At 67.3% G+C, this 15614-nt stretch carries 17 protein-coding genes, 1 other RNA gene and 1 riboswitch; of the genes, 8 read left to right on the top strand and 10 right to left on the bottom strand.

Features of this window, described 5'->3' with window-relative positions; translation table 11 throughout:
* Positions 1 to 61: 61 nt before the first annotated feature.
* Positions 62 to 811 (top strand): uroporphyrinogen-III C-methyltransferase, encoded by a 750-nt coding sequence (cobA, locus tag ACWMMN_RS13125; protein ID WP_059233435.1) that lies wholly within the window; start codon positions 62 to 64, stop codon positions 809 to 811.
* An 81-nt stretch (positions 812 to 892) separates the two neighbouring features.
* On the opposite strand, the gene ACWMMN_RS13120 is transcribed toward cobA, so the two are convergent.
* The 3 genes from ACWMMN_RS13120 to lptF are packed head-to-tail and all read right to left on the bottom strand — an operon-like array spanning position 893 to position 3547.
* Complete coding sequence (locus ACWMMN_RS13120; RefSeq protein WP_342702750.1) at positions 893 to 1276, bottom strand: sirohydrochlorin chelatase; 384 nt, start codon at positions 1274 to 1276, stop codon at positions 893 to 895.
* Positions 1277 to 1303: 27 nt separating this feature from the next.
* Positions 1304 to 2452: an LPS export ABC transporter permease LptG gene (gene lptG, locus ACWMMN_RS13115; protein ID WP_059233437.1), complete on the bottom strand. Its 1149-nt coding sequence runs from the start codon at positions 2450 to 2452 to the stop codon at positions 1304 to 1306.
* Between the two features lie 3 nt (positions 2453 to 2455).
* Positions 2456 to 3547, bottom strand: coding sequence for an LPS export ABC transporter permease LptF (lptF, locus tag ACWMMN_RS13110; protein WP_059233438.1), 1092 nt, complete (start codon positions 3545 to 3547; stop codon positions 2456 to 2458).
* Between the two features lie 122 nt (positions 3548 to 3669).
* On the opposite strand from lptF, the gene ACWMMN_RS13105 reads away from it, so the two are divergent.
* Genes ACWMMN_RS13105 through ACWMMN_RS13095 form a run of 3 tightly spaced genes read left to right on the top strand, consistent with a single transcriptional unit; the run spans position 3670 to position 6422 of the window.
* Positions 3670 to 5181, top strand: a complete 1512-nt coding sequence (locus ACWMMN_RS13105; RefSeq protein WP_342702749.1) for a leucyl aminopeptidase — start codon at positions 3670 to 3672, stop codon at positions 5179 to 5181.
* A gap of 34 nt (positions 5182 to 5215) precedes the next feature.
* Positions 5216 to 5632: a DNA polymerase III subunit chi gene (locus tag ACWMMN_RS13100; RefSeq protein WP_021160787.1), complete on the top strand. Its 417-nt coding sequence runs from the start codon at positions 5216 to 5218 to the stop codon at positions 5630 to 5632.
* 25 nt (positions 5633 to 5657) lie between these two features.
* Complete coding sequence (locus tag ACWMMN_RS13095; protein ID WP_342702748.1) at positions 5658 to 6422, top strand: DUF2486 family protein; 765 nt, start codon at positions 5658 to 5660, stop codon at positions 6420 to 6422.
* Between the two features lie 144 nt (positions 6423 to 6566).
* Here the strand turns inward: ACWMMN_RS13095 and ACWMMN_RS13090 are convergent, their stop codons facing one another.
* Positions 6567 to 6893, bottom strand: coding sequence for a c-type cytochrome (locus ACWMMN_RS13090; protein ID WP_059233441.1), 327 nt, complete (start codon positions 6891 to 6893; stop codon positions 6567 to 6569).
* Positions 6894 to 7020: 127 nt separating this feature from the next.
* Positions 7021 to 8694, bottom strand: a complete 1674-nt coding sequence (ilvD, locus tag ACWMMN_RS13085) for a dihydroxy-acid dehydratase (protein ID WP_342702747.1) — start codon at positions 8692 to 8694, stop codon at positions 7021 to 7023.
* Positions 8695 to 8828: 134 nt separating this feature from the next.
* On the opposite strand from ilvD, the gene ACWMMN_RS13080 reads away from it, so the two are divergent.
* Together ACWMMN_RS13080 and lgt are read left to right on the top strand one after the other, a co-directional pair.
* Positions 8829 to 9758, top strand: a complete 930-nt coding sequence (locus tag ACWMMN_RS13080; RefSeq protein ID WP_486422737.1) for a LysR substrate-binding domain-containing protein — start codon at positions 8829 to 8831, stop codon at positions 9756 to 9758.
* A gap of 89 nt (positions 9759 to 9847) precedes the next feature.
* A complete protein-coding gene (gene lgt, locus ACWMMN_RS13075; RefSeq protein ID WP_059233444.1) occupies positions 9848 to 10738 on the top strand; it encodes a prolipoprotein diacylglyceryl transferase in 891 nt (296 codons plus the stop codon).
* 111 nt (positions 10739 to 10849) lie between these two features.
* Here lgt and ACWMMN_RS13070 read toward each other — a convergent pair whose 3' ends face one another.
* The 5 genes from ACWMMN_RS13070 to ACWMMN_RS13050 form a co-directional block, all read right to left on the bottom strand.
* Positions 10850 to 11590: an SIMPL domain-containing protein gene (locus tag ACWMMN_RS13070; protein WP_059233445.1), complete on the bottom strand. Its 741-nt coding sequence runs from the start codon at positions 11588 to 11590 to the stop codon at positions 10850 to 10852.
* 181 nt (positions 11591 to 11771) lie between these two features.
* On the bottom strand, positions 11772 to 12233 hold the full coding sequence (locus ACWMMN_RS13065) for an EVE domain-containing protein (RefSeq protein WP_059233446.1): 462 nt from the start codon (positions 12231 to 12233) through the stop codon (positions 11772 to 11774).
* Positions 12234 to 12304: 71 nt separating this feature from the next.
* Positions 12305 to 12486, bottom strand: a non-coding RNA gene (gene ssrS, locus ACWMMN_RS13060) — 6S RNA.
* Positions 12487 to 12567: 81 nt separating this feature from the next.
* Positions 12568 to 12882, bottom strand: coding sequence for a cell division protein ZapA (locus ACWMMN_RS13055; RefSeq protein ID WP_011352906.1), 315 nt, complete (start codon positions 12880 to 12882; stop codon positions 12568 to 12570).
* Positions 12879 to 13229 (bottom strand): hypothetical protein, encoded by a 351-nt coding sequence (locus ACWMMN_RS13050; RefSeq protein ID WP_059233447.1) that lies wholly within the window; start codon positions 13227 to 13229, stop codon positions 12879 to 12881. The genes ACWMMN_RS13055 and ACWMMN_RS13050 overlap by 4 nt, the downstream gene beginning before the upstream one ends.
* Before the next feature lie 154 nt (positions 13230 to 13383).
* A riboswitch (cobalamin riboswitch) is annotated at positions 13384 to 13635 on the top strand.
* Between the two features lie 42 nt (positions 13636 to 13677).
* Here ACWMMN_RS13050 and ACWMMN_RS13045 point away from each other — a divergent pair.
* Both ACWMMN_RS13045 and ACWMMN_RS13040 read left to right on the top strand, forming a co-directional pair.
* Complete coding sequence (locus tag ACWMMN_RS13045; RefSeq protein WP_174992960.1) at positions 13678 to 14793, top strand: FecCD family ABC transporter permease; 1116 nt, start codon at positions 13678 to 13680, stop codon at positions 14791 to 14793.
* Positions 14790 to 15605: an ABC transporter ATP-binding protein gene (locus ACWMMN_RS13040; protein WP_486422736.1), complete on the top strand. Its 816-nt coding sequence runs from the start codon at positions 14790 to 14792 to the stop codon at positions 15603 to 15605. Before ACWMMN_RS13045 ends, ACWMMN_RS13040 begins: the two co-directional genes overlap by 4 nt.
* Positions 15606 to 15614 lie beyond the last annotated feature (9 nt).

Here is a 15614-nt window from a genome sequence, read left to right as displayed (position 1 = left end):
CCGCCACACGGCGGCGCGGGCCGTACGCCAACGTCCGCAGGGACGAAGCGAAGCGACCAACATGGGCAAGGTGTATCTGATCGGAGCAGGGCCGGGCGCGGCCGACCTCATCACGGTGCGCGGCGCGCGCCTGCTCGCGCAGGCGGACGTCGTGCTGCACGACGCGCTCGTCGAGCCGGCGATGCTCGACTATGCGCCGAACGCGCGCCGGATCGCGGTCGGCAAGCGTTGCGGGCAGCGCTCGACCGCGCAGCATTTCATCAACAAGCAGATCGTCGATGCGGCGCGCGAGCACGCGTGCGTCGTGCGGCTGAAGGGCGGCGATCCGATGCTGTTCGGTCGCGCGGAAGAGGAAATGCGCGCGCTCGAGGCGGCCGGCATCGACTACGAGGTCGTGCCGGGCATCACCGCGGCACTGGCCGGCGCGGCGACGCTGAAGCGCTCCCTGACGTTGCGCGGTGTGTCGCGCAGCGTCGCGTTCGCAACGCACAGCCGGGCGCCGGGCAGTGACGAGATCCGCGAGGCCGCGCGCGCCGATTCGATCGTCTACTACATGGGCCGCGACAGCGCCCCCGGCATCGCGCAGGAACTGATCGACGCCGGCCGCGCGCCGGCGACGCCCGTGGCGATCGTCGAGGCATGCAGCACCGCGCGCGAGCGCTCGCTGACGCTGACGCTCGCGCAGATGGCGGCGGGCGACGCACAGGCATGGCTCGATCCCGCGGAACCGAGCCTGCTGATGATCGGCGATGCATTCGCCGAGCGCACCCGGCAGGCGAGCGCGGGCGATCCGTTGCGCAATGCCGCCTGAGCGCGGCTCGACGGCAGTCCGAAACGAAAAAAGCGCTGGCAGATGCCAGCGCTTTTTCTTTGTGTCCGGCGAATGCGCGGCCTACGCGTTGTCGCCGATCTGGTCGACGCAATAGCGCGCGATCGCGTCGAGCACGCCATCGTCTTCGCCGACGGCTGTCGCGCAACGGATCTCGACGCCCGGATGTGCGGCGCGGCACGCATCGACGAGCTGCGGCAGGTCGCGACGGACATGACCACCCTGCCCGAAGAACACCGGTACGACGGTGATGCGCGTGCAGCCGGCCGTGACTTGCGTGGCCACAGCCTCACCGAGCGACGGGGTCATCAGTTCGAGGAAGGCGAGCGACACCTGCGGGGCAGGGGAGCCGGCGCTGCGCAGCCGCGCGGCGAGCCGCTCGAACGGCTCGGCCCAGCGCGGATCGCGGGCGCCGTGGCCGAACAGGACGATGCCATGCGAACTCATGTCGAAGCCTCCGTCGTCACGCGGCACTCAGTGCCGGTCGACCCACTTGAGCGCGAACAGGCCGAGCGCGAGATAGATCAGGCCCGGCGTTGCGGCCGTCAGCGGCGCGGGCCACGTGTTCAGCGTGCCGATGTGCGAGAACAGCGTGTTGAGCAGCTGGAAGCTCATGCCGAGCATGATGCCGCCGAACACCTTCACGCCGACCACGCCCGCACGCGTGTGCAGGTACGCGAACGGCAGCGACAGCACGAGCATCACGAACACGGCGAACGGATACAGCAGCTTGCGCCACAGCGCGATGTCGTAGCGCTGCGTGTCCTGCTGATTCTCGCGCAAGTGCTGGATGTAGCGGAACAGGTTGAAGATCGACATGCGTTCCGGCGACACCAGCAGCACCGACAGGATCTGCGGGGTCAGGTCGGAGCGCAGCCGGTATTCGGGCAGCGACACCTGCTGCGACCGGTACACCGGGTTCAGCGCGTCGGCCGGCTGCCCGCTGATCGGCTTGATCGGCGTGAGCTCCGTTTCGGTGACGCCCTTCAGCAGCCAGTGGCCGGGCGGCTCGTAGCTACCCGTCTGCGCGATCCGCACGTTCTGCAGCTGGAACTTCGAGTCGAATTCGTAGATGCGCACGTTGCTGATTGTCGAGTCGGGCGACAGGCTGCCGACGTTGACGAAGCGCGTGACCTGCTCGCCGTTTTCGCGGGCTGCGAGCGTGTCCTTCACCCACACGCCCGACTGGAAGTTCGACGACACCGACGCGCCGAGCGCCTGCAGCCGCACGCGCTCGGACAGCTGGTCGGCGTACGGGCCGACGAATTCGCCGATCAGGTAGGTGATGATCACGAGCGGCACGCCGATCTTCAGCAGCGAGCGCAGCGCCTGGTTGGTCGCGAGGCCCGACACGCGGAAGATCGTGAATTCCGAGTTCGCGGCCATCTGCGCGAACACGTAGATCGCGCTGATCAGCGCGGCGACCGGGATGATTTCGTAGAAGCGCGACGGCGTTTGAAGCGCGACGCGCAGTACCGCGTAGCCGAACTTGTAGTTGCCGTGCCCGACCGAATTCAGTTCGCTGATCAGGTCGAAGAAGAAGAACAGGCCCGAGAACGCGAACAGGATGAAGACGAACGTGACGTAGATCTGTCGCGCGAAGTATTTTTCATAGAGCCGCATCGATCATGCTCCCGAGCGGCCGAACAGCGCGCGTGTAAACAGCGGACGATTGCGCACGCGCAACCAGAAAATGAACGCGACGATCACCGCGACGAGTGCATGCAGGCCGACGAGGCCGACGCCGAACGACATCTTGCCCTGCTCGATCTGCGCCTGTACGACGTTCAGCAGGTTCGAGTATGTGAGGTAGATCAGCACGGCCATCACGAGGTTGATCGTGCGGCTGCGGCGCGGGTTCTGATACGCGAGCGGGATGCCGAGCACCATCAGGTTGAGCGCGATCAGCGGCAGCCCCGCGCGCCATGCGAATTCCGCGAGGTTGTCGCGCGTCGGGTTGCGCAGCAGGTCGAGCGTCGGCGTGCTGTTGGTGGTCGGCACGTTGACGACCGGGGTGCTCGTGATCTTCACGCCGTAGCGCTCGAACTCCATGATCTTGAAGTTCGGCTGGCCGGGCGTGCCGTCGTAGCGGCGGCCGTCTTCCAGGACGACGAAACGGTTGCCGTCCAGCGTCTCGGTGTGCCCCGTCTGCGACACGACGACGTTGACCTTGCCGTTCTCGGTCGACGTGACGAATACGTTCTGCACCTTGCTCTGGTCCGGCGACATCTTCTCGATGAAGAACACGCGGTGGTTCGCGGCCGATTCGCGGAACTGGCCCGGCGCGAGCAGCGAGATTTCGTCGCGCTGCTGGAAGCGCGCGCGGATCATCTTGCTCTGCTGGTTCGACCACGGCCAGCCGACGAACGCGAAGAAGGCGATCAGCAGGACGATCGGCGTGGCGAACACGCCGATCGGCTTGATGAGGCGCGTGAGGCTCACGCCCGACGCAAGCCACACCACCATTTCGGAGTCCCGGTACCACCGGGTCAGCACGAACAGGATCGACACGAACAGCGTGACGACCAGCATCACGGCGAGGTAGCCGATGACGGTCAGGCCGATCAGCACGAGCACGTCCCGCGGATCGATTTCACCGGACGCGGCATAGCCGACGATGCGGATCATCATCGTCGTGAGCATGATCGTGAGCAGCACCATGAACACGGCGCCAGCCGTATACGCAAGCTCGCGCTGGAGGGAGCGTTCGAAGATCATTCTTGATGAGAAGAGGGCGGGAGGCTGCGCACGCGTGGTGGAGCGCTCGCGCCGCCACGGGAAAAATAGCGGATAATTGCGGCTTTCATCCTTAGCCCAGATTTTATCCGAGGACAAGCGCGATGGACTTTAGCATAAAAGGCTGTGATTGGAGCAAAGGCGAGGCCAAGGGGTTCCTGACCGGGAAGTCCGACTGCATCGTGCTCGGCATCTTCGAGGCGCAGACCCTGTCGGGCGCGGCGCTCGACATCGACACGGCCACCAAGGGGCTGATTTCGCGCGTGGTGAAGGCCGGCGACATGGACGGCAAGCGCGGCAAGACGCTGTTCCTGCACGAAGTATCGGGCATCGGCGCGTCGCGCGTGCTGCTCGTCGGCCTCGGCAAGCAGGATGCTTTCAATCAGAAAGCCTATAACGATGCCGTGACGGCCGCCTGGCGCGCGCTGCTGGCGACCAAGGTCGTCCAGGTCACGTTCTCGCTCGCGCAGCTGCCGGTCGACGAGCGCAGCTCCGACTGGGGCGTGCGTGCGGCGATTCTTGCGCTGCGCAACGAGACGTACCGCTTCACGCAGATGAAGAGCAAGGCGGAACCGGCGTCGCACACGCTCAAGCGCGTCGTGTTCAGCGTCGACCCGGCGGACGAAAAGGCCGCGAAGGTCGCGGTCAAGCAGGCCGTCGCGCTCGCGAACGGGATGGATCTGACCCGCGACCTCGGCAACCTGCCCGGCAACGTCTGCACGCCGACCTACCTCGGCAACACCGCGAAGAAGATCGCGAAGGATTGGGGCCTGAAGGCCGAAGTGCTCGGGCTCAAGCAGATCCAGGCGCTGAAGATGGGCTCGTTCCTGTCGGTCGCGCGTGCGTCGGTCGAGCCGCCGCAATTCATCGTGCTGCACTACCAGGGTGCTGCCGCGAAGGCTGCGCCGGTCGTGCTGGTCGGCAAGGGCATCACGTTCGATACGGGCGGCATCTCGCTGAAGCCGGGCGAGGGCATGGACGAGATGAAGTACGACATGTGCGGCGCGGGTTCCGTGCTCGGCACGATGCGCGCGGTTGCCGAGATGGGCCTGAAGATCAACGTCGTCGCGATCGTGCCGACCTGCGAGAACATGCCGGGCGGCAACGCGACGAAGCCGGGCGACATCGTCACCAGCATGAAGGGTCTGACGATCGAGGTGCTGAACACCGACGCCGAAGGCCGCCTGATCCTGTGCGACGCACTCACGTATGCCGAGCGCTTCAAGCCGGCTGCGGTGATCGACGTCGCGACGCTGACGGGCGCGTGCGTGATCGCGCTGGGCGGCCACAACAGCGGCCTGTTCTCGACCAACGACGCGCTCGCGGGCGAACTGCTCGACGCGTCGCGCGAGGCGAACGACCCGGCGTGGCGCATGCCGCTCGACGACGAGTACCAGGACCAGCTGAAGTCGAACTTCGCGGATCTCGCGAACATCGGCGGACGCCCGGCCGGCGCCGTCACGGCAGCGTGCTTCCTGTCGCGCTTCACCGAGAGCTATCCGTGGGCCCACCTCGACATCGCGGGCACCGCGTGGAAGGGCGGTGCCGCGAAGGGCGCGACGGGCCGTCCGGTGCCGCTGCTCGCGCAGTTCCTGATCGACCGCGCCGGCCAGTGATGGCGGTGCTGACGACGATGCGGGTACGCGGGCAATGACGCGGATCGATTTCCACTCGAACGTCGGCGATTCGCTCGCGTACGCGTGCCGGCTGCTGCGCAAGGCCTACCAGGCCGGGCAGCCGGTCGTCGTGCTCGCCGAGCCCGCGCGCCTGCGCGCGCTCGACGAGCGGCTCTGGACGTTCTCGCCGCTCGATTTCATCCCGCATTGCGGCGTCGACAGCGAGCACGCAGCCGGCACGCCCATCGTGCTGGCCGCCGATCTCGACCGCGCGCCGCATCATCACGTGCTGCTGAACCTCGGCGCAGCCGTGCCCGCGCAGTTCGCCCGCTTCGAGCGCCTGCTCGAAGTGGTCGGCAACGCGCCGGACGAGCTGGCCGCGGGCCGCGACCGCTACCGGTTCTACCGCGACCGCGGATACGCACTGAACAACTACAAGCAAGGCAGCTAGCCGCAACCGTCGACGGAGTGTTGCCGTGACAGAAGCCGATTCATCCTCGATCCCGACGCTGACCGACGTGCTGGTGCCGGGCAAGCCGGTGCCGGCGCGCTCGCCTGCGTCCACCACCGCACCGCTGCCGCACGACAGCGCGGCGATTCCGGTGCTGACCGACGTGGTCGCGCCGGGTGCCGCTGGCGCGGCGCAGGCCGGTTCCATCAAAACAGAAGCTGACCCCGAATCTGTCGTCATCGAACCCGTGCCGACGCTGCACGTGCCGGCCGTCGAACTGCCGGGCGACGTGGCGACGGTCGCTGCCGCCGCCGCGGGCGAGACCGATGCGCCGGCCGAACCCGGCGCCGCGGATCACGTGGTTGCCGAAGATGCGGCGGCGATGACGGCGCCGCTGCCGACGTCGCTGGTCAATGACGACGTGCCGCAGCCCGCGTTCGCCGCGATGGCGCGCGAAGCGGCCGGGCAGGCGCCCGACACGGCGATGCCGGAGGCGGTCCTGCCAGGCGTTGCGCCGCAACCGGATGCGCAGGCGGCTGCCGGGCTGACGCCGGAAGATGCGCAGCACATCGCCGAGCGTCTTCGCCATCGCCTGACGAACTATCTGACCGGTGCCGGGCGTGACGCCATCGAATCACGCTGTCGCGATGCGCTGCACGAGCATTCGGCCTGGCTGGTCGGTCAGGTCACGCGCGAAGTCGCGCTCGCGCTGGAAACCGAGGTCATGGATTGGGTGCGCGACGCGGTCGACGAAGAGATTGCACGCCGGCGCGCCGGTCGTTCCGGCTGAACGCGCGATCGTTTGCTGTGACGGAAAAGAGGGTGCGGTCCGGTAAATGCGGGGGAAGCTGCCGTTGAGGTGCCGGTCAGCCGGTGCAGGCGTGCCTGCCGGCGGCGCCCGGCTCGACGGTGATCCTCGTCCGGGATATCCGGTTCAGCGTACCGACAGCACCCATTGGGCGAGCGTGCGGGCTTCGGTGTTCGTCAGTTGCGTATTGGCGGGCATCGGCACGCTGCCCCATACGCCGACGCTGCCTTTCACGATCGACTGGGCAAGGTAGTCGACGGCGTCGCCGCGCGCCGCGTACTTGCCGGCGATGTCGTGGAACGACGGACCCATCAGCGGCTTGCCGATCGCGTGGCAGGCCATGCAGTTCTTGCGCTGTGCAAGCGCGAGCCCGTCGGCCTGATCGGCGCGTGCCGCCGCTGCGCTGCCGATCAGCAGCGTGGCGAGCAGGGCACGCAATATCGTCTGTTTCATGCGGTTCTCCGCCGGCGGGGACGGCCGGCTTCATGGTCCGCGCATTATAAAAGCAAAGGGGAAGCGCGTTTTGCGCGTTCCCCCGGCAGCCATGTTGATTGGGGCTGCATGTCGCGACGCGCCCGCGTCAACCCGTGACGGCCCCCTTGTTCGCCGGCCGCGCGAGCGCCGCGAATTTTGCGAGCACGCCGCGCGTGTAGCGCGGCGCCGGCTGTTGCCAAGCGGCCCGGCGACGCGCGAGTTCCGCATCGTCGACATTCAGCTGCAGCAGCAACCGGTGCGCGTCGATCGTGATCGAGTCGCGTTCCTGCACGAGTGCGATCGTGCCGCCGACGAACGCCTCGGGCGCGACGTGACCGACGACCATGCCCCAGGTGCCGCCCGAGAAGCGGCCGTCCGTGATGAAGCCCACCGATTCGCCGAGCCCCTTGCCGATGATCGCGGAAGTCGGTGCGAGCATTTCCGGCATGCCGGGGCCGCCCTGCGGGCCGAGATAGCGCAGCACGAGGATGTCGCCCGCGCGGATCCGGTCGCCGAGGATGGCGTCCATCGCGCTCTGCTCGTCGTCGAACACGCGGGCCGGGCCCGTAATCACCGGATTTTTCAAGCCGGTGATCTTCGCGACCGCACCGTCTTCCGCGAGATTGCCCTTCAGGATCGCCAGGTGGCCTTCCTTGTACAGCGCGCGGTCGACCGGGTAGATCACATCCTGGTCGGCGCGCGGCACGCTCGGCACGTCCTTCAGTTCGTCGGCGATCGTGCGGCCGGTGATGGTCATGCAGTCGCCGTGCAGCAGCCCCGCATCGAGCAGGATCTTCAGCACCTGCGGAATCCCGCCGGCCCGGTGCAGGTCGGTCGCGACATACTTCCCGGACGGCTTCAGGTCGCAGATCACGGGCACACGCTTGCGGATGCGCTCGAAGTCGTCGATCGTCCAGTCGACCTCGGCCGCGTGCGCGATCGCGAGATAGTGCAGCACCGCGTTGGTCGAGCCGCCCGTGGCCATGATCACCGACACCGCGTTCTCGATCGCTTCCTTCGTGATGATGTCGCGCGGCTTCAGGTCGCGCTTCACGGCCTCGACGAGCACGCGTGCCGATTCGGCGGCCGAATCGACTTTTTCGTCGTCGGGGTTCGCCATCGTCGACGAATACAGCAATGACATCCCGAGCGCCTCGAACGACGAACTCATCGTGTTTGCGGTGTACATGCCGCCGCACGAGCCCGACGTCGGACACGCGTTCTGCTCGACGCCTTCGAAATCCTCCTGCGACATCCGGCCCGCGGTGAATTCGCCGACGGCCTCGAACGACGATACGATCGTCAGGTCCTTCCCTTTCCAGTGGCCGGGGCGGATCGTGCCGCCGTACACGTAGATGCCCGGCACGTTCAGGCGCGCCAGCGCGATCATGCCGCCCGGCATGTTCTTGTCGCAGCCGCCGACCACCACCACGCCGTCCATCCACTGGCCCTGCACGCAGGTCTCGATGCAGTCGGCGATCACCTCGCGCGACACCAGCGAGTACTTCATGCCTTCGGTGCCCATCGACATGCCGTCCGAAATCGTCGGCGTGCCGAAGATCTGCGGGTTCGCGCCGGCCGCCTTCACGGCGTCGACGGCCGCGTCCGACAGGCGCTGCAGGCCGGAATTGCACGGCGTGATCGTCGAATGACCGTTGGCGATGCCGACCATCGGCTTGTCGAAATCGTCCTTCTGGTAGCCGAGTGCGTAATACATCGAGCGGTTCGGCGAGCGGGCCACGCCTTGCGTGATGTGCTTCGAGCGACGGTTGTACGACATGGGGGGCTCCATCGTTGTGTGGGCGTCGCTCGCGAGGGCGCGCCGGTTCGGATCAATCAAGAATGGAGTTTCCGGATTGGGATGTCCAATATATTATTTGTCGCTTATTAAGTCGTTACATGAATGAGTCGAGCATGGCCGATCCGACACCCGACCTGCGCCAGTGGCGCTATTTCGCGACCGTCGCCGAAGAGCGTCATTTCGGCCGCGCGGCCGAACGCCTGTCGATGACGCAGCCGCCGCTGTCGCAGGCGATCCGGGCGCTCGAGGACGCGCTCGGCGTCGCGCTGTTCGTGCGCACCAAGCGCTCGGTGGCGCTGACGGCGGTCGGCGCGGCGCTGTTGCCCGACGTGCGCCGTCTGCTGGCGTCGGCCGATGCGCTGCCGCCGCTGGCGCGACGGCTCGCGCGCGGCGAGGCCGGTTCGCTGTCGCTCGCATTCGTGTCGACCGCCGATTACGGGCTGCTGCCATCGTTGCTGCGTGCGTTCGGCGCGCGCTATCCGCAGGTGCGCCTGCAGCTTGCCGAGGCGACGAGCGATGTGCAGATCGACGAACTCGTCGCCGGGCGCATCGACGCGGGGCTCGTCATTCCGCCCGTGCCGCCGCGCCATGCGGCCGGGTTGTCGTACCTGCCCGTCATGCGTGAGCCGCTGGTCGTCGCGATGCCGGCCGCCGGATCGCCGGCCGCAGCGTCCGACGCGCCCGAAGACGCGCCCGTGCATCTCGCCGAAGTGGCCGCGTTGCCGCTCGTGATCTTTCCACGTCGTTTGGCGCCCGGCTTTTATGACATCATTACGGGCTGCTACGGCGCGGCGGGGGAAACCCCGCGCATCGGCCAGGAGGCGATCCAGATGCAGACGATCGTCAGCCTCGTGTCGGCCGGCATGGGCGTCGCACTGGTGCCGCAATCGCTGCGTAACCTGCGGCGCACCGGCGTGGTCTACCGGCCGCTTGCCGGTCACGCGCCGGTCGTCGAGACGGGTTTGGTGTGGCGCACCGGCGACGTGAGCCCCGTGCTCGCCGGCTTCATCGACGTCGTGCGCGCGCAGGGTCTTGCCGCGTGACGTGAACGATGGCGCGCGGGTGCCGTCCAACGCGCGGCGCTACACACACGCCATGGCCGTACCGTATTCGAAAACTTCTTCGCTAACCCATGATCATTCACCCGAATTTCGACCCCGTTGCGATCCATCTCGGGCCGCTGGCCGTGCGCTGGTACGGCCTCATGTATCTCGTCGGCTTCATCGCGGCGATCGTCGTCGGCCGGATCCGCCTGAAACTGCCGCATGTCGCGGCGCAGGGCTGGACCGCGAAGGACATCGACGACATGATGTTCTACGGCGTGCTCGGCACCGTGCTCGGCGGCCGGCTCGGCTATGTGCTGTTCTACAAGGCCGATTTCTACCTCTCGCATCCGCTCGACGTGTTCAAGGTGTGGGAAGGCGGCATGTCGTTTCACGGCGGCTTCCTCGGCGTGACGCTCGCGATGGTGCTCTTCGCGTGGCAGCGCAAGCGGCACTGGCTGCAGGTGACCGATTTCGTCGCGCCGATGGTGCCGACGGGGCTCGCGGCCGGGCGGCTCGGCAACTTCATCAACGGCGAACTGTGGGGCCGCGTGACCGATCCGACGGCACCGTGGGCGATGCTGTTCCCGGGCGCGATGCGCGACGATGCGGCCTGGCTGCCGAAGCATCCGGCGCTCGTCGAGAAGTGGCATCTCGCCGATGTGTTCATGCAATACCAGATGCTGCCGCGCCATCCTTCGCAGCTCTATGAAATCGCGCTCGAAGGTGTTGCACTGTTCTTCGCGCTGTTCTTCTTCTCGCGCAAGTCGCGGCCGATGGGCGCCGTGTCCGCGCTGTTCCTGATCGGCTATGGCCTCGCACGCTTCACGGTCGAGTTCGCACGCGAGCCCGACGATTTCCTCGGCCTGCTGGCGCTCGGCCTGTCGATGGGGCAGTGGCTGTCGCTGCCGATGATCCTCGCGGGCATCGCGTTGATGATCTGGGCGTATCGCCGCCGCGCGGCAAACGCTGCTGCGTGATGTGAAATCGATGCGCGCGCAATCGACGCGTGCTTCGACAACGTGAAGGCAAACAAAAAACGCCGGCCCTCGGGCCGGCGTTTTTCGTTTTCGGCAGCTGCGCGATGCGCGTTACTTCATCTGCACGGAGCCGTTGACGGTGACCGACACGGTGGCCTTGCCGCCTTCGACCGCGATCGGTGCGCTCATCTTCGCGCTGTCCATCGGTGCCGCGGCCATCGCCATCATGCGCGTGTACGGTTGCACGTTGCGGCCGCTGCCGACATTCACGTCGCGGATCGTGTAGCTGCTGTAGCCGAATGCCTTCGCGGCTTCGTCCGCGCGTGCGCGGAACGACTTGATCGCTTCGGTCGTGAGCTTCTGCTCGGCCGTGCGCTGTGCTTCGGGCGACAGCGAGAACTCGACGTTTGCGACCTGCATCAGGTTCGACAACTGGCCCGCCAGCTTCGACGCCGCCGCGAAATCGCGCGATTCGAGTGCAACCTCGGTACGGCCGCGCCACGCGGAAATCTTGCCGTCGCGATCGGTGCTCGGATACACGGAGAACGCTCCGGTGTGCGCGGTGACGCCCGATACGCCCTTCGCCTGCGACAGCGCCGCGTCGGCGCGCTGGTTCAACTGCGCCGTGAGGCTGCCCGGATCCTTGGCCTGCTGCTCGTAGAACAGCGTGATGTGGATGATGTCCTGCGGCACGTCGGCGCTGGCCTGCGATGACAGCGACAGCACACCCGCCGGCTCGGGGAAATGCGGGTTTGCGGTCTGCGCGTGCGCGGCGGGCGACGCGAGCGTCAGCGCGACGGGAACGGCAGCGGCGAGGGCGAGCGACAGCGCGAGTGCGGATTTCTTGGTCATTGTTGGACTCCTTGTGCGAGGGCGCGCACGCGGATTGCGCGTGCGCGACGCGGGCGTACCGCGCGACGAAAAAAACGACAGCCGGCCCGATCGACCGGCAGCGGTTGCTTAGGCTGCGCGAAAGTGCCGCGAGTTCCGTGACGGCAGCACGTGCTGACCAGATTTGACCTTTGGCGCGCGCTTACTTCATCAGCTTTTCGGTGATGAACCGCCATTCGGCGCGCGTGACGGGTGTGATCGACAGCCGGTTGCCGCGTGCGAGCACGCGCATGTCGGCGAGCTCGTCGTGTTCGCGCAGGGCGGCGAGCGGCACGAGCGGCGACTTGTTCACGTAGCGCACGTCGACGAGCAGCCAGCGCGGCGTTTCCTGCGTCGATTTCGGGTCGTAATAGGGGCTGTTCGGATCGAACTGGGTGGGATCGGGGTAGGGCGTCGACGACACTTCGGCGAGGCCCGCGATGCCCGGCTCGGGGCAACTCGAGTGATAGAACAGCACGCCGTCGCCGATCTTCATCGTGTCGCGCATGAAATTGCGCGCCTGATAGTTGCGCACGCCGGTCCACGGCAGCGAGCGCTGCGGGGCGTTGGCGAGATCGTCGATGCTTGCTTCGTCCGGTTCGGACTTCATCAGCCAGTATTGCATGGATCGTGATCGACGCAGAAAGAGGCTGCTACAAAAGAAAACGGCACCGGGACGTGCCCGATGCCGTTGGATAGGCCCCCGCCTTGGCCGCTAGGCCGGCATCCTGAACCTGGGGTTCAGAATTGGTCGCAGTTAGCAGCACTTCGGGTACATCAGACAGAGTGACGCGCGCGCCCGTGCTACAAATTTCCGCAACCGTGCACATGGCATTGGTTCAAGGAATATATGACCTTGGCGAACCAGGCAGGGAAGCTGACTGAACTGTGATTCGATGCGCCAATTTGACCACCGTTGATCGCAGAGATCAAGGGGAATCGACGCATCGATTAAAACGTTACTGCGTCTCGTGCTGTGCGAGCACCGCGCCGAGCTGTTCGTTCATCTGGTGCATTGTACGACGGATTTCCTCCGCCGGAAATGCTTCACCGTGCCGCACGCTCGTTTGCAGCCGCAGCAATTCCGATGCGAGCGACAGCGCCGCCATCACCGCAATGCGATCGGTGCCGCGTACCGAGCTGTTCGAGCGGATTTTCGACATTTCGGCGTCGACCCGCGCGACGGCCTCGAGCAGCGCCGCTTCGGTCTCGGCCGAACAGGCGAGCCGATAGGCCTGACCGAGAATCGAGACTTCGATCTGCTTGGTGCTCATGCATGTTCTCCGTGGCTGGCCGCGTCATCGCCATCCGGACGCGCCTGCGCATCCAGCAGGTCGAGCTGGTTGTCGGCTTGCTCCGCGCTTTTCGAGCGCGGCAGCTTTTCGAGAATCGCGTTCAGTTTCACCTGGGCGTCGTCGATCTTTGCCGACAGCGTGTCACGCTCGGCCGCGAGCGCATTGCGTTCGTCGCGCAGTTCCGCGAGTTCCGCGCGGACCGTGTCCGCTTCCGCGCGCAATTGCGCGACCTGCTCCTCGAGCGCGAGCCGTTCCGCGTGATAGCGCTTGTTCAGCGAAATCAGACGGCCAATATTTTGAGATAAGGTTTCGAGTTCGTTGAGCATTTGCTGCGTCCTCTAAAGACCCAGCATTTTAGCGCGGAATACCGTGCAATCCGACATCTGTAACGTTTCCAGTCGTAACACCCCTGCTTCTTGCCGTGAATCGGTGCTTCCCGTACGTGTCCGGACGCTTCCTTGACGCTCGCGTTACCCGCTCCTAAACTGGCGCCGCCTCGGTGCTCGCGCGTGGCACGCGCGGTTAAACGGGAAGCAGGGCGTGCGCTCCGGGAGCACACCAGCCTGCGCTGCCCCCGCAACGGTAAGCGGCCGCGTCCCTTGACGCAGGCCGGCTCGGGCGCGTTTTGCGTGCAGATGTCGCACGCGGGCGCGGGCCACTGCGCGTGAAACGCGCGGGAAGGCGAGCCGGACCGCCGCCAGCCCGGATACCGGCCGAGACGGGAAGCCCGCATGGGCTTCGTGACGCGTGGCCTGCGGGGAGGCGGGGCGCGCAATGCTTCACGGAATGTTCTTCGATGCTGACCCCAATCGTCCGCGCGGCGTCCCTGTCACGTCCGGCCGGCACCCTCAATCGGATGCGCCGCGCGTCATGCGCGCGGCCGTGCACGGCATGAGCGCCGCGCGCGCCGCCGCGATCTGGGCCGCGCTGGCCGCCGTGGTCGCGCTGCTGTTCGTCGCGTCGCTGTCGATCGGCAGCGTGCCGATGTCGCCGTGGCAGGCACTCGCGTCGCTCGTGCCGCATGGCGGCGATGCGCTGTTCGCCGATATCGTCCGCACGCTGCGCCTGCCGCGCGCGCTCGCCGGCTTCGCGTGCGGCGCGCTGCTCGCGCTCGCCGGCGCACTGCTGCAGGTGCTGCTGCGCAACCCGCTCGCGGAACCCTACGTGCTCGGCGTGTCCGGCGGCGCGGCCGGCTTCGCGCTCGTCGCGATGATCGCGGGCGGCGCGTGGTGGCTCGTCGACGCGTCCGCATTTGCCGGCTCGCTCGTCTCGGTCGCGCTCGTGCTCGGCCTCGCGCGCCGCGAGCTGTGGCGCGGCGATTCGCGCGACGCGTCGCCACGCTTGCTGCTCACCGGTGTCGTGATCGCGGCAGGGTGGGGCGCGCTCGTCACGCTGTTGCTGTCGCTCGCGCCCGATGCGCGGCTGCGCGGCATCATCTTCTGGCTCACGGGCGACCTCAACGGCGTGACGGCGCCGTGGTTCGCATGGAGTGCGCTGCTGCTGGCCGCCTGCGTCGCGCTGCCGGCCGCGCCGCAACTGAACGTGCTGCTGCGCGGCGACGCGACTGCGCAGGCGCTCGGCGTGCCCGTCGCGCGCCTGCGCGTGCGGATCTATCTCGTCGCGTCGCTGGCCGCCGCGGCCGCGGTGACGACGGCCGGCACGATCGGCTTCGTCGGACTCGTCGTGCCGCATGCGCTGCGGCTCGCGTTCGGCAACGACCAGCGAATGCTGCTGCCGGCCGCGATGCTCGCGGGCGGCGGCGGCGTGATGGCGGCCGACCTGCTCGCGCGCACCGCGATCGCGCCCGCGCAGTTGCCGGTCGGCGTGATGACCGCGTTGATCGGCGTACCGGTGTTCCTGTGGATGTTGTTGAGGAGACCGATGCGATGACGGATGCCGCACGATACGCCGATGGCGGCGACATGACTTGCGCGGCCGTCGACCTGACGCTGAAGGCCGGCGCGCGCACGCTGCTCGACCGCTTCACGCAGGCGTTCCGCCCAGGCGAGATCTGGTGTGTCGCGGGGCCGAACGGCGCAGGCAAGACGACGCTGCTCGCGACGCTCGCGGGGCTGCAGCCGCCGGCCGGCGGACACGTCGAGATCGACGGCCGGCCGCTTGCCGCGTGGCGCCCCGAACAACTTGCGCAACGCCGCGCGCTGATGCCGCAGCAATTGCACGATGCGTTCAGCGCGACCGTGTTCGACACGGTGCTGCTCAACCGCTTTCCGTATCTCGGCGGCTGGGGCTGGGAGCGCGACGGCGACCGAACGGCCGCGCGCGATGCGCTCGCGACGTTCGACCTGACCGCGCTCGCGTCGCGCGACGTCCTGTCGCTGTCGGGCGGCGAGCGGCAGCGGGTCGCGCTGGCCGCGACGCTGTGCCAGGATGCGCCGCTGATGCTGCTCGACGAGCCGCTCGCGCATCTCGACCTGCATCACCAGATCGACTGCCTGACCGCGCTGACCGCGTGGCTCGAAACGGGCCCGCGCACGGTGCTGTTCTCGTGTCACGACCTGAATCTCGCACGGCGTTTCGCGACGCATGCCTTGCTGCTCGACGGCCGCGGCCGCGCATGGGCCGGCCCCGTGCACGACGTGCTGACGCCCGCGCGTGCGAGCGACGCGTTCGGCTATCCGCTCGTGCTGATCCGCGAGAATGGTCGCGATGCGCTGCTGCCGGCGTGGCCTGCGCGACAATGAGCTTTCCCT

This window comes from Burkholderia cepacia complex sp. TUM26381 (genome assembly GCF_057439935.1).
Note: the sequence above shows the minus strand (reverse complement) of the source record. Positions and strands in the feature narration are given on the sequence as shown.

What these genes read in the sequence shown, in the direction of transcription:
- cobA (WP_059233435.1), top strand. Translation starts at nt 62, where the DNA reads ATGGGCAAGGTGTATCTGATCGGAGCAGGGCCGGGCGCGGCCGACCTC.
- ACWMMN_RS13120 (WP_342702750.1), bottom strand. Translation starts at nt 1,276, where the DNA reads ATGAGTTCGCATGGCATCGTCCTGTTCGGCCACGGCGCCCGCGATCCG.
- lptG (WP_059233437.1), bottom strand. Translation starts at nt 2,452, where the DNA reads ATGCGGCTCTATGAAAAATACTTCGCGCGACAGATCTACGTCACGTTC.
- lptF (WP_059233438.1), bottom strand. Translation starts at nt 3,547, where the DNA reads ATGATCTTCGAACGCTCCCTCCAGCGCGAGCTTGCGTATACGGCTGGC.
- ACWMMN_RS13105 (WP_342702749.1), top strand. Translation starts at nt 3,670, where the DNA reads ATGGACTTTAGCATAAAAGGCTGTGATTGGAGCAAAGGCGAGGCCAAG.
- ACWMMN_RS13100 (WP_021160787.1), top strand. Translation starts at nt 5,216, where the DNA reads ATGACGCGGATCGATTTCCACTCGAACGTCGGCGATTCGCTCGCGTAC.
- ACWMMN_RS13090 (WP_059233441.1), bottom strand. Translation starts at nt 6,893, where the DNA reads ATGAAACAGACGATATTGCGTGCCCTGCTCGCCACGCTGCTGATCGGC.
- ilvD (WP_342702747.1), bottom strand. Translation starts at nt 8,694, where the DNA reads ATGTCGTACAACCGTCGCTCGAAGCACATCACGCAAGGCGTGGCCCGC.
- ACWMMN_RS13080 (WP_486422737.1), top strand. Translation starts at nt 8,829, where the DNA reads ATGGCCGATCCGACACCCGACCTGCGCCAGTGGCGCTATTTCGCGACC.
- lgt (WP_059233444.1), top strand. Translation starts at nt 9,848, where the DNA reads ATGATCATTCACCCGAATTTCGACCCCGTTGCGATCCATCTCGGGCCG.
- ACWMMN_RS13070 (WP_059233445.1), bottom strand. Translation starts at nt 11,590, where the DNA reads ATGACCAAGAAATCCGCACTCGCGCTGTCGCTCGCCCTCGCCGCTGCC.
- ACWMMN_RS13065 (WP_059233446.1), bottom strand. Translation starts at nt 12,233, where the DNA reads ATGCAATACTGGCTGATGAAGTCCGAACCGGACGAAGCAAGCATCGAC.
- ACWMMN_RS13055 (WP_011352906.1), bottom strand. Translation starts at nt 12,882, where the DNA reads ATGAGCACCAAGCAGATCGAAGTCTCGATTCTCGGTCAGGCCTATCGG.
- ACWMMN_RS13050 (WP_059233447.1), bottom strand. Translation starts at nt 13,229, where the DNA reads ATGCTCAACGAACTCGAAACCTTATCTCAAAATATTGGCCGTCTGATT.
- ACWMMN_RS13045 (WP_174992960.1), top strand. Translation starts at nt 13,678, where the DNA reads ATGCTTCACGGAATGTTCTTCGATGCTGACCCCAATCGTCCGCGCGGC.
- ACWMMN_RS13040 (WP_486422736.1), top strand. Translation starts at nt 14,790, where the DNA reads ATGACGGATGCCGCACGATACGCCGATGGCGGCGACATGACTTGCGCG.